The following is a 21,444-nucleotide window of genomic DNA, read 5'->3' as shown; positions in this document are numbered from 1 at the left end:
GCTGTGGCAGGCATCGATGACCCCTCACGGGAGTACCGCAGGATGGGCCGGGCAGCGCTCCGCACGTGCAGCCATGCCCATCGCTTGAAAAAAAACGCCGCGCCATGGAACCCGACGGTAAAAGAGTTCCCGCGCGGCTAAAGGCCTTACTCACGTAAGGCGTCGATTACCCCAACCACAGGGTTCTAGAAGCCCCAGTGCAGCATCGCCAGCACCAGGGCAGCGAGGAAGGCCGTCTCCCCCACCATCAACAGAATCGGTTTGATGCCCACCGACGCCAGCTCCTTGAGCTGGGTCTTCATGCCCAGGGCACTGATGGCGATCACCAGGCACCAGCGCGACAGTTCGTTGCCGGCCTGCTGCACCGCAGGGGGGATCACGCCCGTGCTGTTCGTCGCGGCGAGGACCACGAAGCCCACGGCGAACCAGGGCAGCAGCGGCGGCCGCTTGCTGCCGGGCTCGGCGCCACGGGCGCGGGTGATCAGGGCGGCGCAGAGGATCACCGGGAGCAGCATGGCCACGCGCATCAGCTTGACCACCGTGGCGCTGTCACCGGTCTCCGGCGACATGCTGTAGCCAGCGCCGACCACCTGGGCCACGTCATGGATGGTGCCGCCGATGAACAGCCCGGCGTGCAGCGGCGAAAGGCCGAAGGCCTGGGCGATCATCGGGTAGAGGATCATCGCCAGGGTCGAGAGCGCCGACACGCCGATGACGGTGAACAGCGTCGCCCGCTCCTTCTTCTCATGGCTGGGCAGCGCCGCCGCCAGGGCCAGGGCCGCCGAAGCGCCACAGATGGCCGTGGCGCCCCCGGTGAGCAGGCCGAACAAGGTGTTGAAGCCCATGGCGCGGGCCGCGACGATGGACACCAGGATGGTCACCACCACCAGCGCAACCACCATGGCCACCGGCTGCCAGCCGAGGGAGGCGATCTGCTCCAGGGTGATGCGGATGCCGAGCAGCGCCACGCCCACACGCAGCACTTCGCGGGCGGTGAATTCGATGCCCGGCTTGCACACGCCATCGGCCGCCAGGAAGTTGACCGACAACCCCAGCAGCAGGGCGAAGAGCATCACCGGCGCGCCGTAGTGCTCGGAGAGAAAGGTAGCCGCCGCGGCGACCATGGCGCTGACGATCACGCCGGGCATCAGTACCCGGCTGCGCGATCCCAGCGTGCTTATTGCAGTTGCGTACATTGGGAAGATTCCTGGGCCCTGGGCCGGGATAGATCGATGAAGCAGCGGCCCTGGCGTTGCTCCAGGGCATAGGTGGCGACGCCGAAGCCGCTCACGCCGGGAACGCAGCCACTGGCCAGGTCGAAACGCAGGCCGTGGGCCGGACAGCGCAACAGGCGCCCTTCCAGCTTGCCGGTGAACAGCGAGGCGCCGTTGTGCGGGCAGCTTTCGTCAATGACGTAGAGGCTGCCGTCCTGGTTGAACAGCACCAGGGATTTCTCTTCGAGACGGATCAGGCTGCGACCGCCCACCGGCGGTATTTTCTCCGCCGGGATTTCCACCAGGCGAGTCATGCCAGGCACTCCGCAACCGGCATCGCGGGCTCCAGGGCGCGCTGCAGCTGGGCAAGGATCAGCCACGGCGGCTGAGCGCCGACCAGGGGAATACGCTGGTCGATGACGAAGGAAGGCACGGCCGTGCCGGCCAGGTCCGCGTCATCAGCCACATAGGGGCGGCCGTCGTCGAACAGGGCGCCTTCCAGGCGACGCTCGTTGTAGCCGCAGGACCGCGCCAGGCGCAGGAGCAGCTCCCCTTGCCCGATGTCGTAGCCCTGCTGGAAGTAGCTGGCGAACAGGCGCTCCAGCAGGCTGTTCAGCTGCCGGGCACTGCCCTGCTCCGCGGCGAGCGCCAGGAGGCGGTGGGCATTGGCCGTATTGGGCATGACCTGGATCTGTTTCAGGTCCAGGTTCACCCCGGCGTGGGCCGCCGCTTCCCGTACCTGGGCCTGGCGAGCCTGGACCATCTCCGCACTGCCCAGACGCTTGAGGTAGAACGCTTCGAACGGCACCCCTTCGGCCGGCAGGTCGGGCAGCAGCTGTACGCCCTTCCACCGGAGCCGTACGGGAACGTCCGGCCGGCTGCGGGCCAGGGAGCTCAGGGCCTTTTCCAGGTTGCGCTTGCCGATCAGGCACCAGGGGCAGATGAAGTCGAACGTCATCTCGATGAGCAGCGGTTTCATGGGTGGCCCTCGTCTTTCATCAGCGGCGCCAGTTTCTGGATATCCCGGTGGTAGTGGCGCTTGGCATGGAAGAACACCAGGGCCGCGGCGATGCTGATCAGCGGCACCAGCTGGAAAGCGCGGTCCAGACCCATGGCGTCGGCGAGAACACCGGTGACGTAGGGGCCGGGCGCCAGGCCCAGCAGGTTGTTGGCCAGGGTCAGGGTGGCGAAGGCGGTGCCATGCACCGAGTAGTGCGTGAGGTTGGCCACCATGGCGCCGGCCGGTCCGGAGGTCCCGGTGGCGACCAGCATGCCGAACGCGATGACCACCAGCTGCGGCAGGCCGGGCGCCATCTGGAAGGCCAGGGACAGCAACAGGCAGCTGATCAGGCAGTAGGCGATGGCCAGGACGATCTTGCGGTCGGGAGAGTTGCGGCACAGGCGGTCGCTGAGGATGCCGCAAAGGATCATGCCGGCGCCGCCGGTGAGGACGATGATCGCCGAGACCACGCCGGCCTTGTCCGTGCCCATCTGGTAGTAACGGTTCAGGTAGCTGGGGAACCACACCATCACGGCAGCGCCGACGAACAGTTGCAGGCCGCTGCCGATATAGGCGCTGATCACCGAACGGCTGGCGAAGAGCGTCTTCAGCGGGCGACGGCAGGAACGCCCATCAGCGGCAACCGCCGCGCTGCGGGCCGGGCGGCCAATCAGGTTCTGCTTGACCACCAGGGGATAGAGGAGCGCCAGGACCAGGCCGAAGACCGCCATGCCGGCGAAGGACCAGCGCCAGCCCAGGTGCTCGGCGAGTATGCCGCCGAAGGCCATGCCCAGCACCGAGCCGAACATGCCGCCGGCCATGAAGGCACCGGTGAGGGTCGCACGCATGCTCTTTGGGAACACCGAGAGCACCACGGCAATGCCGACGCTGCCATAGGCCGCCTCGCCTACCCCGACGAAGAATCGGGCCACGAACATGTGCTGGTAGTTTTCCGCCAGGCCGCAAGCCAGGGTCGCCAGGCTCCAGAGCATGGCCATCAGTGCCAGGCTCTTGACCCGGCCGAAGCGGTCGGCCAGCAGCGACAGGGGGAAAGTGAGCAGGCCGACCATCAGGGCGACTATGCCGCTGAGCAGGCCGAGCTGGGAGTCGCTCAAGGCCCATTCGGTCTTGAGCAGCGGGAAAACGGCGTTGAGTACCTGCCGCGACATGTAGTCGGAAATCAGCAGGCCGAACGTCAGGGCGAATACCACCCAGGCGTAGTTGCGGGAGATGTTGACGGCCGAATCATCGAAATCGGCGGTGGCTGCGGTATGGAAAGCCATGGCAATACCTGGGTTCTGTGCGTCTTGTTGTTCTTGTCACGCTAGCTGGCGGAGCGACGGATCGCCGCTCCGCCCGAGCCGGCCTTGTGGGCCGGCCCTTTGCTACGTAAGGTCAGGCACGCAGGGGAACGTGCTTCTGGCCCGGCTGGCGGTTGGGCGCCATGCCGTTCATGCGCAGGGTTTCTTCCACATCCTTGTATTGCACGCCGATCTTGTAGATCTCGCGCGCTTCCTTGCCAGAGGCGATCTCGCGGCCCAGTTCGTGGGCGATGCGTACCGTCTGCTGGATCTGCTGCACCGAGGTGAAGCGCTTGCCGTGCTGGTCGATGATGGTGTCCTCGATGCCGACACGCGGGTGCAGGCCCATGGCCAGGGCCATGGTGTTGAAGGGCAGCACGTTCTTCAGCAGCGACTCGGCGGTGAGGGTGCCGCCGTTCGGTGCGCGGTGGATGAAGTTGAAGAAGTTGAACGGGTTGGGGCCGTCGAAGCCGCCGCCGATGCCGATCCAGGTCAGGTTCAGCGGGCCCTTGTAGACCCCCTTGCGCACCAGGCGCTCGAGGGTTTCCAGGGCGTGCATGCCGGTCAGCTGGAAGTGCGGCTGGATGCCGGCGGCCTGCAGGCGCTTGAGGTGCTCCTCGACCCAGGCCGGGCCGGCGGGAACGGTCATCTCGCTGTAGGCGGCCTGGTAGAGCGGGTTCTCCAGGGAGGTGCCCTTCAGGTACTCCGGATAGAGCAGCTCCATGATGTTCATCTGGGTGGTGTTGATGGCCACGGTGACCTGGTCCGGCTTCGGGGTCAGCTCGGCCAGCATGTGGCGGGTGTCGTCGGACAGCCACTTGGCGGCTTCACCATCGGATTCCGGAGCGAAGGAGATCGAACCACCGACCTGGATGATCATGTCCGGCACCGCTTCGCGTACACCGGCGATCAGCTCGTTGAACTTGGACAGGCGCTTGGAACCCTTGCCGTCCAGCTCGCGCACATGCAGGTGCAGAACGGTGGCGCCGGCTTCGTAGCACTCCACGGCCTTCTGCACCTGCTCGTCCATGGTCACCGGGATGTCTTCGGGGAAGTCTTCCGGCATCCACTCGGGGCCGTAGGGAGCGACGGTGATCACCACCTTTTCCATGTTTTCGGGGTGCAGGGAATCGTCCAGGAATTGCATGAGAATGTCCTCGGTCTGTATTTGTTCTGGAACCTGGCCGGGTCAACCCCGGCCGGGCGGGTCGGTGGTCAGAAAGGCTTGTCGCCGATGATCCCGGCGCGCTCCATCTTGCGATGGCACGGTGGGTAATCCATGACGGCGTAGTGCTGGGTGGAGCGGTTGTCCCAGATCGCCATGCTGTTTTTCTTCCAGCGCCAGCGCACCTGGTACTCCGGGATGTAGGCCTGGCTTACCAGGTAGCGCAGCAGGTCACTGCTGCCCATGGTGTGATCCTGGCCGTAGCGAACGCGATCGGGCGTGTGGAAGTTGGTGAAGTGGGTGGTGAAGGCATTGACGAAGAGCACCTTCTCACCGGTTTCCGGGTGGGTGCGCACCACCGGGTGCTCGGCGTCGGGGAACTGGGCCTTCAGCGCCAGACGCTTCTCGATCGGCATGGCCGCGCCGAAGCTCCACTCGATGCTGTGGCGGGCACGAAGGCCCTCGATGCGCTCCTTGACGTCAGCCGGGAGCTTCTCGTAGGCCAGCGCCATGTTGGCCCACATGGTGTCGCCACCCACCGGCGGGCACTCCACGCAGCGCAGCACGCAACCCATGGGAGGCGCTTCACGCCAGGTGGCATCGGTGTGCCAGGCGTTCTCGTAGCGGTCGTTGGGCTGGTCCGGATTCTTGTAGATGCGCACCAGGCCAGGGTTCTCCGGATCGCTACCGGCCACCGGGTGGTCTTCCAGCTCGCCGAATCGACGGGCAAAGGCCACGTGGTCGGCGCGGCTGATGTCCTGGTCGCGCAGGAACAGGACCTTGTGCTGGAGCAGGAGCTGGCGGATCTCCGCAAAGAGATCGTCGCTGCGGGCGGCATCGCCCAGGTTCACACCACTGATTTCGGCGCCGATGGCACAAGTTAATTGTTCTACTTTCATGGCCAGCCCCATCCTCAGATGACGAAAATCGACGAACCGGTGGTCTTGCGCGACTCCAGGTCGCGATGGGCCTGCACCGCATCCTCCAGCGCGTAGTGCTGGTTGATGTCGATGCTGATGCGGCCGCTGCCGACGTGGTCGAACAGCTCCCCGACCAGCTCGGCCTTCTCGGCCGGGTCAGCGATGTAGTCGGCCAGGGCCGGACGCGTGACGAACAGCGAGCCTTTCATCGCCAGAAGCACCGGATCGAAGGCCGGGATAGGACCGGAAGCGGTACCGACGCAGACCAGCAGGCCGCGGCGCTTGAGCGAGTCCAGGGAGGCCATGAAGGTGTTCTTGCCGACGCTGTCGAATACCACGTCGACGCCGCGGCCGCCGGTCAGCTCGCGAACGCGCTTGGCGATGTCTTCATCGCTGTAGTTGACGACATGGTCGCAACCATGGGCGCGGGCGACTTCCGCCTTGGCTTCGGAGGACACAGTGCCGATCACGGTCAGGCCGAGCAGCTTGGCCCACTGCGAGACGATCAGACCCACGCCACCAGCGGCGGCGTGCAGGAGGATGCTGTCGCCTTCCTTGAAGTCATGGATGCGGCGCATCAGGTAGGCCGAGGTCAGCCCGCGCATGGTCATGGCGGCCGCGGTCTCGAAGGAGATGGTCTCGGGCAGGCGGATCAGCGGCGCTGCCGGCACCAGCCGCTCGGTGCTGTAGGCGCCGAGGGTGTTGAGGAAACCGGTGTAGGTGACACGGTCGCCGAGAGTGACATTGGTCACGCCCTCGCCCACCGCCACCACCACGCCGGACGCCTCGACGCCGATGCCATTGGGCAGCGGAATGGGATAGGTGCCATTGCGGAAGTAGGTGTCGGCGTAATTCAGGCCGACGGCAACGTGCCGGAGGCGGACTTCGCCGGGGCCCGGGTCCCCGACTTCGACCTCTTCGTAGCGAAGCACTTCCGGTCCCCCGGCTTCATACATGCGGACGGCTTTGGCCATGCCTTTTCTCCAATCTTCGTTCTTGTGGTCGGGTCACGGACCCATGGATTGGACTCTAGGCACCTGCCCTCGCGCATGCTTCACATCGCACGACAGCGGCTTTTCATTTCATGACAGGGAGTGCGGCCGCCTCCTTACGGGGTCCAGTCCACCCCGTGCGCTTCGAGGTAGGCATCGACCGCGGCCCCCACCGTGGGGTGGAAGACGTCGTGACCCAGCGACTCGAGCAGGCCGAAGCGCTCCAGCTTGTCCTTGACCGGGTCTTTCATCTCGGCGAAATGCAGCTCGATCCGCGCCTCGCTCAGGGTCCGCTGAAGCTCGGCGAGCATGTCCGCCGAGGTCACGTCGACACTGGTCACCGGCTCGGCGGCAACGACGAGCCGCCTGACCGACATCGGCGACTGCTCCAGCGCCTCCAGCACAGACTCCTGAAACCACTCGGCATTGGCGAAGAACAGCGGCGCGTCCCAGCGGAAGAGCACCAGCCCCGGCACCCGCCGCGCCTGGGGATAGCGCTGGATATCGTGATAGCCGCGGATACCGTCCACCCTGCCCAATACCGCGAAATGCGGGCGCCAGCCGTCCCAGAGAAACTCGATTACCGCGACCACCACGGCGATGCAGATGCCAGGCACCGCGCCGAACGCGGCCACCCCCACCAGGCAGGCGACGGACAGCCAGAACTCCCAGGGCTGGATACGGTAGATGCGCCACAGATCCTTGAACTCGAACAGTCCGATGGCCGCGGCGATCACCACGGCGGCCAGCGCGCTGCTGGGCAGATGGCGCAGCAGCTCGGGGGCGAAGAGCAGCAGCAGGGCCACGCCGCACGCCCCGATGACGCCACTGAGCTGGGTCTGCGCGCCGGCCGCCTCGGCAACCGGTGTGCGGGATGAGCTGCTGCTGACCGGGAAGCCCTGGAAGAAACCGGCCGCCAGGTTGGCCGCCCCCAGGCCGATCATTTCCTGGTTGGGGTCGACGTAGCTTCCGGTCCTGGCCGCGTAGGTGCGGGACAGCACGCTGGTATCGGCAAAGGAAACCAGGGCGACGGCGCATCCGCCAAGGATCACCGAACCCAGCTCCACCGGCGTTATCCAGGGCAGGACGAACGACGGCAAGCCCTGGGGCAACGAGCCGAGGACCTTGACCCCGGCGCCACCGCCGAGATCGAGCAGGCCGACCGCCAGGGTCGCCGCCACCACTGCGATGAGGATACCCGGCAGGCGGGGGTAGCGCTTGAGCAGCAGGATCGCCACCAGTGTGCCGCCCCCCACCGCGAAGGTCGTCCAGTTGGCCTTACCGGCAAGCAGGGCCTCGGCCAGGCCGCGGATATCGCGCAATGGCCCTTCACTCTTGACGGAGATATCGAACAGCTTGGGCAACTGGCTGATCAGCACGGTGAGCGCGATGCCGTTCAGGTAGCCGTAGCGAATCGGCTTGGACAGGAGTTCGGTGATGAACCCCAGCCGCAGCAAGCCGGCCAGGATGCACACCAGTCCCGACACCACCGCCATCATGCTGGCCAGCACCACGGCGCGTTGCGGATCGCCATTGGACTGCGCCAGCACCACGGTGAGGATTACCGCCACCAGGGCGGAATCCGGTCCCAGCACCAGGATGCGGCTCGGGCCGAACAGGGCGTAGACCAGCAGCGGCACTATGGTGGCGTACAGCCCGTAGATGCCCGGCACCCCCGAAGCCTCGGCATAGGCGATGCCCACCGGCACCAGCATGCTGGTCAGCACCAGCCCGGCCACGAGGTCGCGCGCCAGCCAGTGCGGCTGGTACTGATGCAGGAGTTGCAAGCCCGGCAACCAGCGCCGCCAGGCGGAAGCGCCAGCGGAACGCGCACGCGCCACTCGGCCAGGTTCGGACTTGAGGCGGGTCGGGTCGTCGTCGCTCATGCTGGCCTCATCAAGGCGATGGTGGCGCTCCCTGGGGGCGATGGAACGGGACGATGCAACACTTCCAGGCGGCCATCGTCAGGAGCACCTTGCGCATCACCGCCAGGGTGATGGAAACGCTCGCTGCGAAGCGCCGCCTGGCCTTGGGAGCCGTCCAACGCTCGCCGGTAGCGGCTGCGCTATCAGAAGCGCTCCTCGACCATCTTGAAGGGATAGGGCACGGCCTTGTACTTGCCGATCTTCCCACGCTTGGGCAGCGCCACCTTCTGGTCGTGGGTCAGGTCCTTGTAGGGAATCTGCTTGAGCATGTGGCTGATGATGTTCAGCCGCACCCGCCGCTTGTCCTCGGAGCGCGCCATGTACCAGGGTGCCCAGGAAGTATCGGAGGCGGCGAACATCTCGTCGCGAGCGCGGGTGTAGTCATCCCAGCGGGCATAGGACTTGAGGTCCATGGGTGACAGCTTCCACAGCTTGCGCCCGTCCTTGATGCGGTCCTGCAGGCGCCGCGTCTGCTCTTCGGCGCTCACTTCCAGCCAGTACTTCAGCAGGATGATCCCGGACTCCACCATCAGCTTCTCGAGCAGCGGCGTCACCGCCAGGAACTTGCGCGACTGATCCTCGGTGCAGAAACCCATGACCCGCTCGACGCCGGCGCGGTTGTACCAGCTGCGGTCGAAGATCACCACTTCCCCGGCGGCCGGCAGGTGCGTCAGGTAGCGCTGCGCATACATCTGGGTCTTTTCGCGATCGGTGGGCGCGGGCAGCGCCACCACGCGGAACACCCGCGGGCTGACTCGCTCCGTGATGGCCTTGATGGTCCCGCCCTTGCCGGCGCCGTCGCGCCCTTCGAAGACGATGCAGACCCTGAGCCCCTTCTCCACCACCCACTGCTGGACCTTCACCAGCTCCACATGCAGGCGCTTGAGTTCGCTTTCGTACTCCTTGCGGCCGAGTCTTTCCTGTTCCGCCGCCTCGTTGGCGGCTGCCTTCGTCTTGCCCTTTGCCATGACCCACTCCCTCGCAGAGAAATCCCGATCACTAAAAGCTAGCTGACGGATTTCGATTTGCAGGGAAGCACGCGTCCCCTGGTCGGCAGTCCCCCAAAAAGCAAAGCGCCCCGCCTGCAGAACAGGTCGGGGCGCAATGAGCGGAAAGCCTGGGCGTCAGTCGGCCATGCGCAGCGCGCCGACCGGCTCCTTGCCGCGAGTGGCCAGGCAGTAATAGAGCGGACAGGTCACCAGCAGCCCCACCAGCCAGGACAGGTCCACGCCCTCGATGTAATTGGCATAGGGCCCGACATAGAGCGCGGTGTTGGCGAAGGGCAGTTGCACCAGGATGCCAAGGAAGTAGGCGGTGATCGCATGCGCGTTGAAGCGCCCATAGATGCCGCCATCGGCGCTGAAGATCGAGGCAATGTCGTAGCGGCCGCGCTTGATCAGGTAGAAGTCGATCAGGTTGATCGAGGCCCAGGGCACCAGGACCAGCAACAGCGCCAGGATCAGACCGATGAAGTGGGAGATGAAGTTGGCCGAGGCGACCAGCGCCATCAGGCAGCTGCCGGCCAGCACCACGGCGGAAAGGACCACCCGCACGCGGATGCTCGGCGTCCAGCCGCCGGCGAAGGTCTGGATCGAAGTGACGATGGACAGCACCGCGCCATACAGGTTGAGGGCGTTGTGGCTGATGATGTTGAGCAGGAACAGCAGCATCAGGACCGGGCCGAGCACGCCGGTGGCCTGCTTCACCGCAGCCATGGCCTCGGTGCCTTCCGGCGTCGCCAGCACGGCCACCGCACCGAAGCTGAAGGACAGGATGGTGCCCAGGCAGGCACCGAAATAGGTGGCCCAGAACGGCTTGGCGATGCCAATGCTGGCCGGCAGGTAGCGCGAGTAGTCCGACACGTAGGGCGAGAAGCTGATCTGCCAGATGACACCCAGGCAGATGGTGGCCAGGAAGCCCGACAGGTTGAAGGCGCCACGGCTGAAGAAGTCCGCCGGCAGCTCGCTGCAGAAGATCCAGGCGAAGCCGGCCAGCAGCGCGCCGCCCATCACCCAGGTGCCGATGCGGTTCAGGGTGTGGATGAAGCGATAGCCGATCACCCCGATGGCGGTGGCGCTGAGGGCGCCGATGATGATCGCCGCCGGCAGCGGCACGGTGGGGGCGATGCCATGGATCGACTCGCCCGCCAGGACGATGTTGGAGATGAAGAAGCCGACGTAGATGATGGCGGCGAAGAACACGATCAGCAGCGCGCCGTAGCGGCCGAACTGGCCACGGCTCTGGACCATCTGCGGGATGCCCATCTGCGGCCCCTGGGCCGAGGCCAGGGCGATGAAGACACCGCCGATCATATGCCCCAGCACTATGGCCAGCAGACCCCAGAAAAGGTCGAGGTGGAATACCTGGACCACCATGGCCCCGGTGACGATCGGCAGCGGCGCGATATTGGTGCTGAACCAGAGGGTGAACAGGTCGCGGGCCCTGCCGTGGCGTTCGGCGGGCGGCACATAGTCGACGGTATGGTTCTCGATCAGCGTCTGCTGGGTATTCTCGGACATCGTCTTGCCTTGCTTATTGTCTTTGTAAGGAAAGCCACGCGGGCCTGTGCATTCGGGCTTGTGGAAAGGCGACAGCCGCCCGATATCGCGGCACCATATTATGGTATTCCAAGACTCAGACAAGGATTTTTTCCGGGTATCAGATGGGCGACGACTGCTGCCATCACTAGCTGAATCGTTCAACCAGACCACCTGAACGCCCCGTAATTACTGGGCTTCAACGAGAAGATCAACGTTCGTCGGCTGGCGTTCAACCACCGAAAATTAGTGCTTGCAATGACAATATTACGGTATACCATCAGACGCAAATGTGCTGCCGGTCGCAGCCAGGCCACACCGATAGGTACCCGAAATGATCGACACCAATGCCTACAAACAAGTCATGGGCTCCTTCCCCTCCGGCGTCACTGTCATCACCACCCTGGATGACGACGGCCAGATCGTCGGGCTGACCGCCAGCGCCTTCAGCTCCCTGTCCATGGACCCGGCCCTGGTGCTGTTCTGCCCCAACTACAGCTCCGACTCCTATCCGGTGCTGATCAAGAGCAAGCGCTTCGCCATCCACCTGCTCTCCGCCGACCAGCAGGGCGAGGCCTACGCCTTCGCCAAGAAGGGCAAGGACAAGGCCCAGGGCATCGAATGGAGCCTGAGCGAACTGGGCAATCCGATACTGGCCAATGCCACCGCCATCATCGAATGCGAGCTGTGGCGCGAATACGAAGGCGGCGACCATGCCATCCTGGTAGGCGCCGTGAAGAACCTGATCGTCCCCGAGCAGCAAGTGACCCCGATGATCTACTGCCGCGGCAAGATGGGCGCCCTGCAGGCGTTTGCCTGACACCCGGTTCATGTGGGCTGTGTGAGCCCCCTCATGGGGGCTTTTTTTTGTGATTCCCAAGGGCAGACCTGCGGCCTGCTCTGCGATTGAAATCGCCCCCACAAGGAGGCTGCCACCTTCGGCGCGGATTCCGCTTTTCCTGTGGGGGCGAATTCATTCGCGAAGGGCTCCGCAGCAGCCCCTGCGCGCTATCCAGCCCCTGGTGCTGCGCTCGGTCGCCCTGGCTACCGTAGTGTCTGTCAGAAACACCTTGCAGATATTCCATATTATGGTATACCAATATCCAGCAAGCCGCCCAGCCCGTCCGCGGACGCTGGCGGAGTCACCCCAGAGGGCGTGCGACGCACGCCACACAGCATCCGGCCGGTCCCTGGCCCGACAGAAAAAGGTTCGAGGTAAGCGACATGAAATTCTCTTTGTTCGTGCACATGGAGCGCTATGACGAGCAGGTCAGCCACCGCCAGCTCTTCGAGGATCTGACCGAACTGACCCTGATGGCGGAAGCCGGCGGTTTCAGCACCGTGTGGATCGGCGAACACCACGCCATGGAGTACACCATCTCGCCGAGCCCCATGCCGCTGCTCTCCTACCTGGCCGCCCGTACCAGCACCATCCGCCTGGGCGCCGGCACCATCATCGCGCCCTTCTGGCACCCCATACGCGTGGCCGGTGAATGCGCGCTGCTGGACGTGATCAGCAACGGCCGCATGGAAGTGGGCCTGGCCCGCGGCGCGTACCAGTACGAGTTCGACCGCATGGCCGGCGGCATGCCCGCTTCCTCCGGCGGCCAGCACCTGCGCGAAATGGTGCCGGTGGTCAAAGCCCTGTGGCAGGGCGACTACGCCCATGAAGGCGAAATCTGGAAGTTCCCCACCTCCACCTCCTCGCCGCGCCCGATCCAGCAGCCCGGCCCGCCGATCTGGATCGCCGCCCGCGACCCGGATTCGCACAACTTTGCGGTGAAGAACGGCTGTAACGTGATGGTCACCCCCCTGATGAAGGGCGACGAGGAAGTGGTGGACCTGAAGAACAAGTTCGAGGCCGCCCTGGCCAACAACCCCGAGGTGCCGCGCCCGCAACTCATGGTGCTGCGCCACACCCACGTGCACAGCGTGGAAGACCCGGAAGGCTGGAAGGTCGGCGCCGCCGCCATCTCGCGCTTCTACCGCACCTTCGATGCCTGGTTCGGCAACAAGGAAACCCCGGTCAACGGTATTCTCCAGCCGAGCCCGGAAGAGAAGTTCAAGGACCGCCCGGAATTCGAACTGGAGAACATCCGCAAGAACACCATGATCGGCACCCCCGAAGAAGTCATCGCACGCATCCGCCACTACCAGGAGCTGGGCGTGGACGAGTTCAGCTTCTGGGCCGACAACAGCCTGTCCCACGCCGAAAAGAAGAAGTCCCTGGAACTCTTCATCAAGCACGTGGTGCCGGCGTTCAACTGAGTCATCGCTGCACGTGGCCGGATCGGGCGATCCGGCCACGCTTCCCATGAAGATGGTCGACAGCCCCATGAACCAAGGCCTGATCACCTGCAACGCCCAACCACTGCCCGGAGCCGCAATGGCTTACCTGCGCGGCAAGTGGACACCTGCGCACGTTCACCTGAAACGCCTGCGCGCCTCTGTCTCGGCCAAGCAGAACGGCTTCTGGCAGATAGTCTCCTGAGCGACTCTCCCCGCTGAACTCACCTGGCAGCCGGCTCGATCCCTCGAGCTCCCGGCCCTGGCATCTGGGCATTTTGGGTGCCATGGCGCGGGCTGCCGGCATTTTCCGCACAAGAACAAGAGTTGCCCATGAGAAACGATATCGCCTACCTGATCATCGACATGCAGCAGGAGGATGGCTTCCGCCTGCATGACATCGAGAACGTGATCGACAACAGCGCCGCCTTGATCGCCTCCGTGCGCTCCGCCGGCATTCCCCTGATCTACACGCGACATATCAACGATGCAGAGGCCACCGACCTGCCGCCCGGCGAGCCGCTGGACGCCAACGGGCGCCCGGCCAGCTATTGCGCAGGGACCCGCCAGGTGCAAATCCTTCCGCGCCTGGCGCCACAACCTGGCGACTGCGTCATCGACAAGCCGCGCTACAGCGCCTTCCACCGCACCGACCTGGACGCTCAGCTGAAACGCCTCGGGATAGGCCGTTTGATGATCTCCGGCGTGCTAACCGACGCCTGCGTCCTGGCGACGGTGCTCGACGCCTTCGCCCTCGGCTACCGGGTCGACCTGATAGTCGACGCCTGCACCACCACCACCCGCGCGGCGCACTACGCCGCACTGCTGATCCTGGCCAACTGGGTCTACGCCATCGAACTGTTCGCCACCGAGCAGTACCTGCGCGCCTTGCGTGGCGAGCCGTTCACATCCTGCCGCCCGCAGGTGCCGGACCAGTTCGCCCACCAGCCCACGCAGTTCGTCGAAACCATCGCCCTTTTTGAATCCAGCCTCGGCCTGCAGCGCCGGGATCAGGAGTGACCGCCATGAACGTCGAGAAACGCAGCATCGATTTCATTCCCGAAAGCGAGCGCTACGGCAAACCCGGCTCGCTGTTTTACATCTGGTTCGGCGCCAACATGAACATCACCACCATCGCCTCCGGCGTGCTGCCGGTGGTCATCGGCCTGAACCTGTTCTGGAGCGCCATGGCGATCATCCTCGGCTCGCTGATCGGCGCCCTCTTCATGGCTTCGCACTCGGCCCAGGGGCCGAAGCTCGGCATCCCGCAGATGATCCAGAGCCGCGCCCAGTTCGGCGTGATCGGCGCCGTGCTGCCGCTGCTGTTCGTGATGCTCATCTACCTGGGCTTCTTCGTCAGCAACACCTTGCTGGCCGCCCAGGCCATCGAATCGGTCAGCCCCCTGGGCGGCGACGGCAACATCTACCTGATCGGCGCGCTGTGCTTCGTGGTGGCGCTCTACGGCTACCGGTTGATCCACCGCCTGCAGAAAGTGCTGTCGATCCTCTCGATCCTGGTGTTCCTGGTCGCCACGGCGCTCGCCCTGGGCCTGCCAATCCCCGCCGGGCAGTGGTCGCCGGCCGGCTTCTCGCTGTCCAAATTCCTGGTGGCGGTGAGCATCGCCGTCACCTGGCAGCTCTCCTATGCTCCGTATGTGGCGGACTACTCGCGCTACCTGCCGGGCAGCACGCCCATGTCCCGGGTGTTCTGGTTCAGCTACGCCGGCACCGTGGCCGGCGGGGCCTGGATGATGATCCTCGGCGCCATGCTCAGCGTCGCCATCGGCGGCTTCGCAGGCAACGTCGGCAGCCACCTGGCGCAGTTGTTCGGACCTGGCGCGATACTGCTGTTCGCATTCATCGTCTATGGCCAGGTGGCGATCAACGTGTTCAACCTCTATGGCGCATTCATGTCCACGGTGACGGTGATCGAGCCATTCGCGCGCCTGCGGGTCACGCCTCTGGTCCGGGGGCTGTTCATGCTGGCCATCAGCATCATCGCCACCGCCCTGTGCACCATCAGCCAGGAGGACTTCATCGCCTTCTTCCTCAACTTCATCTTCTTCATGAGCTACTTCCTCATCCCCTGGACCGCCATCAACCTGGTGGACTACTACTGCCTGCGCAAAGGCGACTACTGCGTGCCCGACATCTTCGACATGGACGGCCGCTACGGCCGGGTGAACCTGGTGGCGTGCGGCAGCTTCGTGCTGGCCATCCTGCTGGAAGTACCCTTCATGAACACCACCCTCTACGTCGGCCCCGTCGCCAATGCCCTGGATGGCATCGACTTGGCCTGGGTGGTGGGCCTGCTCGTACCGGCGATCACCTACTACGGGCTGATGCGACGCAAGGGCGCAAGCGCGACTGAACGGTCCCTGGCGCAGTAGTCGCACAGGCACCTGCCCAGGGTGGAACTGCCGTTGTGGGGGCGAATTCATTCGCGAAGGGGCGCACAGCGCCCCCATTGGAACCGTCGGACGGACCTGCGGCCCGATTAGCGAATGAATTCGCCCCCACAGGAAAGGCACCTGACTCTGCCTCCCCCTTTATGCCCTAACGGAATTTCGTATTACGGTATTCCATGTTTTCCCTTATCCTTCGCGCCCCCGCCGCGCGCCATGCGCGGCATGTCTGGCCTTCCTTCTCCCCTCCACGACCTTCCGTCGCCAAGCCCCGCCCTCCCCAGGCAGCTGGCTCTTGCATATTCAATATTATGGTATACCATCAGACAGCAAGAAGATTCCCCAACCAGGAGAGCCCAATGAGTTTCGAAATCCGCAAGATCGTCAGCTACGTCGAAGAGACCTTCATCGAGGGCGGCAAGGCCACCGACAAGCCAGTGACCATGGTGGGCCTGGCCGTGGTGATCAAGAACCCCTGGGTCGGCCGCGGTTTCGTCGAGGACCTCAAGCCCGAGATCAAGGCCAACTGCTCCGACCTCGGCGCCATGATGGTCGAGCGCCTGACTGCCGCCATCGGCGGTGCCGCGAAGATCGAAGCCTATGGCAAGGCCGCCGTGGTCGGCGCCGATGGTGAAATCGAACACGCCTCCGCCGTGATCCACACCCTGCGCTTCGGCAACCACTACCGCCAGGCGGTGAATGCCAAGAGCTACCTGAGCTTCACCAACAAGCGCGGCGGTCCGGGCACCTCGATCCAGATCCCGATGATGCACAAGGACGACGAGGGCCTGCGCTCCCACTACATCACCCTGGAAATGCAAATCGAGGACGCACCGCGCGCCGACGAGATCATCGTTGTGCTGGGCGCTGCCGACGGTGGCCGCCTGCACCCGCGCATCGGCAACCGCTACATCGATCTGGAAGAACTGGCCGCCGAGCAGGCCCAGTGATCCCGAGGCCCGTGCAGGAGCGATCCATGATTCGGCTCACCGCTGAACGCACCCCGGCCGGCACCAGCTATCTGGCGACCGGCCAAGGCCACCCCGTGGTACTGATCCACGGCGTGGGCCTGAACAAGGAAATGTGGGGAGGCCAGATCGTCGGCCTCGCTCCGCACTTCCAGGTCATCGCCTACGACATGCTCGGCCACGGCGCCAGCCCGCGCCCGGAACCGGGCACCGGACTGGCCGGTTATGCCGCGCAGCTGAAGGAGTTGCTCGACCACCTGCAATTGCCGCAGGCCACGGTCATCGGCTTCTCCATGGGCGGCCTGGTGGCACGGGCCTTCGCCCTGCACTTCCCGCAGCAACTGGAAGGTCTGGTGATACTCAACAGCGTGTTCAACCGCAGCGCCGAGCAACGCGCCGGAGTGATCGAACGCACCCGCCAGGCCGCCGAACACGGACCGGACGCGAACGCCGAGGCGGCCCTGTCGCGCTGGTTCAGCCGCGAGTACCAGGCGGCCAACCCGGCGCAGATCGCCGCCATCCGCCAGACCCTTGCCAGCAACGACCCGCAGGGCTATCTGACTACCTATGAGCTGTTCGCCACTCAGGACATGTACCGCGCCGATGACCTCGCCGGCATCCAGGTGCCGACCCTGGTCGCCACCGGCGAGCTGGACCCCGGCTCGACGCCCGAGATGGCCCGGCAGTTGGCCGAACGCATTCCCGGCGCCCAGGTCGCGGTGCTCGACGAGCAGCGCCACATGATGCCGGTGGAGTCGCCGCGCCTGGTCAACCAGGTGCTGCTGGACTTCCTCCACCAGGCGCAGACTATCCAGAACACGACAAAGGGGATCGTCGCATGACCCTCGCACGCTTCCAGATGTGCATCGACGGCCAGTGGGTCGATGCACTGTCCGGCAAGACCTTCGAAAGCCTCAACCCGGCATTGGCCGAGCCCTGGGCGGAGCTGCCCGACGCCGATGAAGCGGATGTCGAGCGCGCCGTGCAGGCCGCCCAGAAGGCCTTCGAGAATCCGGCCTGGCGCGGCCTTTCCGCCACCGCGCGGGGCAAGCTGCTGCGCCGCCTGGGTGACCTGATTGCCGAGAACAAGGAGCACCTGGCCCAGCTGGAAAGCCGCGACAACGGCAAGCTGATCCGCGAGACTCGCGGCCAGGTCGGCTACCTGCCGGAATTCTTCCACTACACCGCGGGCCTCGCGGACAAGCTCGAAGGCGGCACCCTGCCGCTGGATAAGCCCGACCTCTTCGCCTACACCGTGCACGAACCGCTGGGCGTGGTGGCCGGGATCATCCCCTGGAACAGCCCGCTCTATCTGACTGCGATCAAGCTGGCCCCGGCCCTGGCTGCGGGCAACACCATCGTGCTGAAACCCTCAGAACACGCCTCGGCAACCATCCTCGAACTGGCACGCCTGGCGCTCGAAGCCGGCATTCCGGCGGGCGTGGTCAACGTGGTCACCGGCTTCGGCCCGACCACCGGCGCGGCGCTGACCCGCCATCCGCTGGTGCGCAAGATCGCCTTCACCGGCGGCGCAGCCACCGCCCGCCACGTGGTACGCAGCAGCGCGGAGAACTTCGCCAAGCTGTCCCTGGAACTGGGCGGCAAGTCGCCCAACATCATCTTCGCCGACGCCGACCTGGACAGCGCCATCAACGGCGCCGTGGCCGGCATCTACGCGGCCTCCGGGCAGAGCTGCGTGGCCGGCTCGCGCCTGCTGGTGCAGGACGAAATCTACGACGAATTCGTCGAACGCCTGGTGGCCCGCGCCCAGCGCATCCGCATCGGCAACCCGCAGGACGAAACCAGCGAGATGGGCCCCATGGCCACCGCGCAGCAGCTGGCGGTAGTCGAAGGCCTGGTGGCCGATGCCCTGGCCGAGGGTGCGCGCCTGCGCCTGGGCGGCAAGCGTCCGGCCATCGACGCGCAGGGCTGGTACTACGAGCCGACCCTGTTCGAGTGCGACCGCAATTCGATGAAGATCATGCAGGAAGAGGTCTTCGGCCCCGTGGCTTCGGTCATCCGTTTCAAGGACGAGGCCGAGGCCCTGGCGATCGCCAACGACTCCCAGTTCGGCCTCGCCGCCGGCATCTGGACCCGCGACCTCGGCCGTGCCCATCGCATGGCTCGCGACGTGCGCTCCGGAATCATCTGGGTCAACACCTACCGCGCGGTCTCGGCCATGGCGCCCATCGGCGGCTTCCACAACAGCGGCTACGGCCGCGAGAGCGGCATCGATTCGGTGCTGGCCTACACCGAGCTGAAAACGGTGTGGATCAACCTCTCGCAGGCGCCCATGCCTGACCCCTTCGTGATGCGCTGAGGAGACCCGCGATGATCGAACCCGGCATCTACAAAGAAGTGATGGGCTCCTTTCCCTCTGGCGTCACGGTGGTCACCACCCTGGACGGCGACGGGGAGATAGTCGGCATCACTGCCAGCGCCTTCAGCGCCTTGTCCATCGACCCGGCCCTGGTGCTGTTCTGCCCCAACTACGCCTCGGACACCTACCCGATCCTGCGCGACAGCAAGCAGTTCGCCATCCACCTGCTGTGCGCCGACCAGCAGGCCGAGGCCTATGCCTTCGCCAAGAAGGGCAAGGACAAGGCGCAGGGCATCGAATGGCACCTGAGCGAGCTGGGCAACCCGCTGCTGACCAAGGCCACCGCCATCATCGAGTGCGAACTGTGGCGCGAGTATGACGGTGGCGACCACGCCATCATCGTCGGCGCGGTGAAGAACCTGATCCTGCCCAAGGACGAGGTCACGCCCATGGTCTACCACCGGGGCAAGCTCGGCGCCCTGCCGGATATCGCCTGAGTCACCCTTCAGGGCCGCCCGTCGCCACTCTCGGCAGCGGCCCTTTTTTATTGCTGGAGTCACCGAACAGGAGTAGCCCTTCATGAGCAACGACAAGTACGCCAGGGGCCTGGAGATTCGAACCCAGGTGCTGGGCGAGGCCTATGTGAACAAGTCGATCCAGAACGCCGACGATTTCACCCGCCCACTTCAGGAACTGGTCACCGAATACTGCTGGGGCCACGTCTGGGGCCGGGACGGCTTATCGCTGAAGGAACGCAGCATGATAAACTTGGCCATGATTTCGGCGCTCAACCGCCCCCACGAATTGAAGCTTCATGTTCGTGGCGCGCTGCGCAATGGCCTTAGCCGCGAGCAGATCCGCGAGATCCTGCTGCAAGTCGGCATCTACTGCGGTGTACCGGCAGCGGTGGACAGCTTCCGCATCGCCCGCGAAGCCTTCGCCGAGGCCGACGCTGAGGCCCAGGATTGAGCGCCAGCAAGAACTGACGAGGGAGCATCCGGTGGTGCTCCTTCGTTGTTTTTCTACGGACAGCCATAACCAGAGCGGACCACATGAAACGCTTGCCCCTCGATGACAGCTTCAAGGTCAATCGCAACCCCGTCACCCTGCGCGAGATCGTCCTCGACAAGCTGCGGGGCGCCATCCTGAACTTCCAGTTGCTTCCCGGCGACCGCCTGGTTGAGCGCGACCTCTGCGACCGCCTCGGCGTCAGCCGCACCTCGGTGCGCGAGGCCCTGCGCCACCTGGAATCCGAGGGCCTGGTGGAGTTCGCCGACGCCAAGGGTCCGCGCGTGGCCATCATCACCCTGGAAGACGCCTGCGACATCTACGAGCTGCGCTGCGTGCTCGAAGGCCTGATCGTCCAGCTCTTCACCCTCAACGCCAAGGCCAAGGACATCCGCGCCCTGGAGCGCGCCCTCGAAGAAAACCGCAAGTCCCTCGAAGAAGGCGAGCTGCAGCAGGTGCTGGAATCCGTGCAGGGCTTCTACGACGTGCTGCTGGAAGGCTCCGGCAACCACATTGCCGCCACCCAGTTGCGCCAGCTGCAGGCACGCATCAGCTACCTGCGCGCCACCTCGGTGTCACAGGCGAACCGCCGTGGCGCCAGCAACAAGGAAATGGAGCGCATGGTCGAGGCCATCAAGAGCGGCGACCCCCTGGCCGCCCACCAGGCCTCGGTGGACCACGTCCGCGCCGCCGCCAAAGTGGCCCTGGACTACCTCAAGTCCAAGCAGGACGAACCGGGCAAGGTGCGCGACATCGCCACGCCCATCGCCCTCAAAGAGCCACGCATAGGGCGCTGACGAGATGCCCGCCCCGCGCTTCTGTCCCAGCTGCGGCAGCGGTGGCCTGAGCCGCCAGCGCCCTGCCGGGGACACCCACGAACGGCTGGTCTGCGCGGGCTGCGGCTACATCCACTACGAAAACCCGAAGGTCATCGCCGGCTGCATCATCGAGCAGGACGGCAAATACCTGCTGTGCCAGCGCGCCATCCCACCGCGCCCCGGCACCTGGACCCTCCCCGCCGGCTTCATGGAGAACGGCGAGACCACCGAAGAGGCGGCGCTGCGCGAAGTCTGGGAAGAGAGCGGCGTGCGCGCCGAGATCGTCTCGCCCTACTCCATCTTCAGCGTGCCAAAGATCAGCGAGGTCTACATCATCTTCCGCGCCACCGCCCTGGAAGTGACCGGCCAGCATGGCCCGGAAACCCTCGCCTACCGCTTCTTCGCCCCGGAGGAGATTCCCTGGGACGCCATCTACTATCCCGCCATCCGGCAGATCCTCGAACGCTATATCGAGGAACGCCAGGCCGGGGTGTATGGCATCTACATGGGCAATGACGATACCGGGAAGATTCACTTCATCCGGTAGGTTGGCGTTCCTGTAGGTTGGCGCTGAGCGAAGCGAAG

The 21,444-nt window shown here is 65.1% G+C and carries 22 protein-coding genes; 12 read left to right on the top strand and 10 right to left on the bottom strand.

Annotated features, from left to right (window positions below; genetic code table 11):
* Positions 1 to 185: 185 nt before the first annotated feature.
* The 10 genes from E8F12_RS00245 to E8F12_RS00200 all read right to left on the bottom strand — a co-directional run bounded on the left by E8F12_RS00245 (position 186) and on the right by E8F12_RS00200 (position 11,036).
* Positions 186 to 1,196, bottom strand: a complete 1,011-nt coding sequence (locus E8F12_RS00245; protein ID WP_280323271.1) for a putative sulfate exporter family transporter — start codon at positions 1,194 to 1,196, stop codon at positions 186 to 188.
* Positions 1,178 to 1,528 carry a Rieske 2Fe-2S domain-containing protein gene (locus tag E8F12_RS00240; RefSeq protein ID WP_280289780.1) on the bottom strand — a complete coding sequence of 117 codons (351 nt, stop codon included), beginning with the start codon at positions 1,526 to 1,528 and terminating at the stop codon, positions 1,178 to 1,180. The genes E8F12_RS00245 and E8F12_RS00240 overlap by 19 nt, the downstream gene beginning before the upstream one ends.
* Positions 1,525 to 2,193 carry a DsbA family oxidoreductase gene (locus E8F12_RS00235; protein ID WP_280323270.1) on the bottom strand — a complete coding sequence of 223 codons (669 nt, stop codon included), beginning with the start codon at positions 2,191 to 2,193 and terminating at the stop codon, positions 1,525 to 1,527. Before E8F12_RS00235 ends, E8F12_RS00240 begins: the two co-directional genes overlap by 4 nt.
* Positions 2,190 to 3,497, bottom strand: coding sequence for an MFS transporter (locus E8F12_RS00230; RefSeq protein ID WP_280323269.1), 1,308 nt, complete (start codon positions 3,495 to 3,497; stop codon positions 2,190 to 2,192). Before E8F12_RS00230 ends, E8F12_RS00235 begins: the two co-directional genes overlap by 4 nt.
* Positions 3,498 to 3,609: 112 nt before the next feature.
* Positions 3,610 to 4,662 carry a 3-keto-5-aminohexanoate cleavage protein gene (locus E8F12_RS00225; RefSeq protein WP_280323268.1) on the bottom strand — a complete coding sequence of 351 codons (1,053 nt, stop codon included), beginning with the start codon at positions 4,660 to 4,662 and terminating at the stop codon, positions 3,610 to 3,612.
* A 68-nt stretch (positions 4,663 to 4,730) separates the two neighbouring features.
* Positions 4,731 to 5,579 (bottom strand): TauD/TfdA family dioxygenase, encoded by an 849-nt coding sequence (locus E8F12_RS00220; RefSeq protein WP_280323267.1) that lies wholly within the window; start codon positions 5,577 to 5,579, stop codon positions 4,731 to 4,733.
* A gap of 14 nt (positions 5,580 to 5,593) precedes the next feature.
* Entirely contained in the window at positions 5,594 to 6,574 is a 981-nt protein-coding gene (locus E8F12_RS00215; protein WP_280323266.1) for a quinone oxidoreductase, read from the bottom strand.
* 134 nt (positions 6,575 to 6,708) lie between these two features.
* Positions 6,709 to 8,478: a sulfate permease gene (gene sulP / locus E8F12_RS00210; protein ID WP_280323265.1), complete on the bottom strand. Its 1,770-nt coding sequence runs from the start codon at positions 8,476 to 8,478 to the stop codon at positions 6,709 to 6,711.
* A 182-nt stretch (positions 8,479 to 8,660) separates the two neighbouring features.
* Positions 8,661 to 9,485 carry a polyphosphate kinase 2 gene (ppk2, locus tag E8F12_RS00205; protein ID WP_280323264.1) on the bottom strand — a complete coding sequence of 275 codons (825 nt, stop codon included), beginning with the start codon at positions 9,483 to 9,485 and terminating at the stop codon, positions 8,661 to 8,663.
* A gap of 156 nt (positions 9,486 to 9,641) precedes the next feature.
* Positions 9,642 to 11,036 carry a cytosine permease gene (locus tag E8F12_RS00200; protein ID WP_280323263.1) on the bottom strand — a complete coding sequence of 465 codons (1,395 nt, stop codon included), beginning with the start codon at positions 11,034 to 11,036 and terminating at the stop codon, positions 9,642 to 9,644.
* 352 nt (positions 11,037 to 11,388) lie between these two features.
* On the opposite strand from E8F12_RS00200, the gene E8F12_RS00195 reads away from it, so the two are divergent.
* The 12 genes from E8F12_RS00195 (at position 11,389) to E8F12_RS00140 (ending at position 21,406) form a co-directional block, all read left to right on the top strand.
* Complete coding sequence (locus E8F12_RS00195; protein ID WP_280323261.1) at positions 11,389 to 11,874, top strand: flavin reductase family protein; 486 nt, start codon at positions 11,389 to 11,391, stop codon at positions 11,872 to 11,874.
* 404 nt (positions 11,875 to 12,278) lie between these two features.
* Positions 12,279 to 13,322 (top strand): LLM class flavin-dependent oxidoreductase, encoded by a 1,044-nt coding sequence (locus E8F12_RS00190; protein ID WP_280323260.1) that lies wholly within the window; start codon positions 12,279 to 12,281, stop codon positions 13,320 to 13,322.
* Between the two features lie 67 nt (positions 13,323 to 13,389).
* Positions 13,390 to 13,545, top strand: a complete 156-nt coding sequence (locus tag E8F12_RS00185) for a hypothetical protein (protein ID WP_280323259.1) — start codon at positions 13,390 to 13,392, stop codon at positions 13,543 to 13,545.
* Positions 13,546 to 13,673: 128 nt separating this feature from the next.
* Positions 13,674 to 14,360 carry an isochorismatase family cysteine hydrolase gene (locus E8F12_RS00180; RefSeq protein ID WP_280323258.1) on the top strand — a complete coding sequence of 229 codons (687 nt, stop codon included), beginning with the start codon at positions 13,674 to 13,676 and terminating at the stop codon, positions 14,358 to 14,360.
* A gap of 5 nt (positions 14,361 to 14,365) precedes the next feature.
* Positions 14,366 to 15,730 carry a cytosine permease gene (locus tag E8F12_RS00175; protein WP_280323257.1) on the top strand — a complete coding sequence of 455 codons (1,365 nt, stop codon included), beginning with the start codon at positions 14,366 to 14,368 and terminating at the stop codon, positions 15,728 to 15,730.
* Between the two features lie 374 nt (positions 15,731 to 16,104).
* Positions 16,105 to 16,695 carry an amino acid synthesis family protein gene (locus E8F12_RS00170; protein ID WP_280323256.1) on the top strand — a complete coding sequence of 197 codons (591 nt, stop codon included), beginning with the start codon at positions 16,105 to 16,107 and terminating at the stop codon, positions 16,693 to 16,695.
* 26 nt (positions 16,696 to 16,721) lie between these two features.
* Positions 16,722 to 17,555 (top strand): alpha/beta fold hydrolase, encoded by an 834-nt coding sequence (locus E8F12_RS00165; protein ID WP_280323255.1) that lies wholly within the window; start codon positions 16,722 to 16,724, stop codon positions 17,553 to 17,555.
* On the top strand, positions 17,552 to 19,033 hold the full coding sequence (locus E8F12_RS00160; protein WP_280323254.1) for an aldehyde dehydrogenase: 1,482 nt from the start codon (positions 17,552 to 17,554) through the stop codon (positions 19,031 to 19,033). Before E8F12_RS00165 ends, E8F12_RS00160 begins: the two co-directional genes overlap by 4 nt.
* Positions 19,034 to 19,044: 11 nt before the next feature.
* The gene (locus tag E8F12_RS00155; protein ID WP_280323253.1) at positions 19,045 to 19,530 is read left to right on the top strand and encodes a flavin reductase family protein; all 486 of its coding nucleotides are present in this window, start codon (positions 19,045 to 19,047) and stop codon (positions 19,528 to 19,530) included.
* 82 nt (positions 19,531 to 19,612) lie between these two features.
* Positions 19,613 to 20,002 (top strand): carboxymuconolactone decarboxylase family protein, encoded by a 390-nt coding sequence (locus tag E8F12_RS00150; protein WP_280323252.1) that lies wholly within the window; start codon positions 19,613 to 19,615, stop codon positions 20,000 to 20,002.
* Between the two features lie 83 nt (positions 20,003 to 20,085).
* Positions 20,086 to 20,838: a GntR family transcriptional regulator gene (locus E8F12_RS00145; protein ID WP_280323251.1), complete on the top strand. Its 753-nt coding sequence runs from the start codon at positions 20,086 to 20,088 to the stop codon at positions 20,836 to 20,838.
* A 4-nt stretch (positions 20,839 to 20,842) separates the two neighbouring features.
* Positions 20,843 to 21,406 carry an NUDIX hydrolase gene (locus tag E8F12_RS00140; RefSeq protein ID WP_280323250.1) on the top strand — a complete coding sequence of 188 codons (564 nt, stop codon included), beginning with the start codon at positions 20,843 to 20,845 and terminating at the stop codon, positions 21,404 to 21,406.
* Positions 21,407 to 21,444: the final 38 nt, after the last annotated feature.

The organism is Pseudomonas sp. BN102, from assembly GCF_029871245.1.
Classification (GTDB): Bacteria; Pseudomonadota; Gammaproteobacteria; order Pseudomonadales; family Pseudomonadaceae; genus Metapseudomonas.
The sequence above is the reverse complement of the archived record's forward strand: the minus strand, read 5'-3'. Positions and strand labels throughout refer to the sequence as shown.

Bases quoted from the DNA above. Each gene is read 5' to 3' on its own strand.
- E8F12_RS00245 (WP_280323271.1), bottom strand. From the start codon at position 1,196: ATGTACGCAACTGCAATAAGCACGCTGGGATCGCGCAGCCGGGTACTG.
- E8F12_RS00240 (WP_280289780.1), bottom strand. From the start codon at position 1,528: ATGACTCGCCTGGTGGAAATCCCGGCGGAGAAAATACCGCCGGTGGGC.
- E8F12_RS00235 (WP_280323270.1), bottom strand. From the start codon at position 2,193: ATGAAACCGCTGCTCATCGAGATGACGTTCGACTTCATCTGCCCCTGG.
- E8F12_RS00230 (WP_280323269.1), bottom strand. From the start codon at position 3,497: ATGGCTTTCCATACCGCAGCCACCGCCGATTTCGATGATTCGGCCGTC.
- E8F12_RS00225 (WP_280323268.1), bottom strand. From the start codon at position 4,662: ATGCAATTCCTGGACGATTCCCTGCACCCCGAAAACATGGAAAAGGTG.
- E8F12_RS00220 (WP_280323267.1), bottom strand. From the start codon at position 5,579: ATGAAAGTAGAACAATTAACTTGTGCCATCGGCGCCGAAATCAGTGGT.
- E8F12_RS00215 (WP_280323266.1), bottom strand. From the start codon at position 6,574: ATGGCCAAAGCCGTCCGCATGTATGAAGCCGGGGGACCGGAAGTGCTT.
- sulP (WP_280323265.1), bottom strand. From the start codon at position 8,478: ATGAGCGACGACGACCCGACCCGCCTCAAGTCCGAACCTGGCCGAGTG.
- ppk2 (WP_280323264.1), bottom strand. From the start codon at position 9,485: ATGGCAAAGGGCAAGACGAAGGCAGCCGCCAACGAGGCGGCGGAACAG.
- E8F12_RS00200 (WP_280323263.1), bottom strand. From the start codon at position 11,036: ATGTCCGAGAATACCCAGCAGACGCTGATCGAGAACCATACCGTCGAC.
- E8F12_RS00195 (WP_280323261.1), top strand. From the start codon at position 11,389: ATGATCGACACCAATGCCTACAAACAAGTCATGGGCTCCTTCCCCTCC.
- E8F12_RS00190 (WP_280323260.1), top strand. From the start codon at position 12,279: ATGAAATTCTCTTTGTTCGTGCACATGGAGCGCTATGACGAGCAGGTC.
- E8F12_RS00185 (WP_280323259.1), top strand. From the start codon at position 13,390: ATGAACCAAGGCCTGATCACCTGCAACGCCCAACCACTGCCCGGAGCC.
- E8F12_RS00180 (WP_280323258.1), top strand. From the start codon at position 13,674: ATGAGAAACGATATCGCCTACCTGATCATCGACATGCAGCAGGAGGAT.
- E8F12_RS00175 (WP_280323257.1), top strand. From the start codon at position 14,366: ATGAACGTCGAGAAACGCAGCATCGATTTCATTCCCGAAAGCGAGCGC.
- E8F12_RS00170 (WP_280323256.1), top strand. From the start codon at position 16,105: ATGAGTTTCGAAATCCGCAAGATCGTCAGCTACGTCGAAGAGACCTTC.
- E8F12_RS00165 (WP_280323255.1), top strand. From the start codon at position 16,722: ATGATTCGGCTCACCGCTGAACGCACCCCGGCCGGCACCAGCTATCTG.
- E8F12_RS00160 (WP_280323254.1), top strand. From the start codon at position 17,552: ATGACCCTCGCACGCTTCCAGATGTGCATCGACGGCCAGTGGGTCGAT.
- E8F12_RS00155 (WP_280323253.1), top strand. From the start codon at position 19,045: ATGATCGAACCCGGCATCTACAAAGAAGTGATGGGCTCCTTTCCCTCT.
- E8F12_RS00150 (WP_280323252.1), top strand. From the start codon at position 19,613: ATGAGCAACGACAAGTACGCCAGGGGCCTGGAGATTCGAACCCAGGTG.
- E8F12_RS00145 (WP_280323251.1), top strand. From the start codon at position 20,086: ATGAAACGCTTGCCCCTCGATGACAGCTTCAAGGTCAATCGCAACCCC.
- E8F12_RS00140 (WP_280323250.1), top strand. From the start codon at position 20,843: ATGCCCGCCCCGCGCTTCTGTCCCAGCTGCGGCAGCGGTGGCCTGAGC.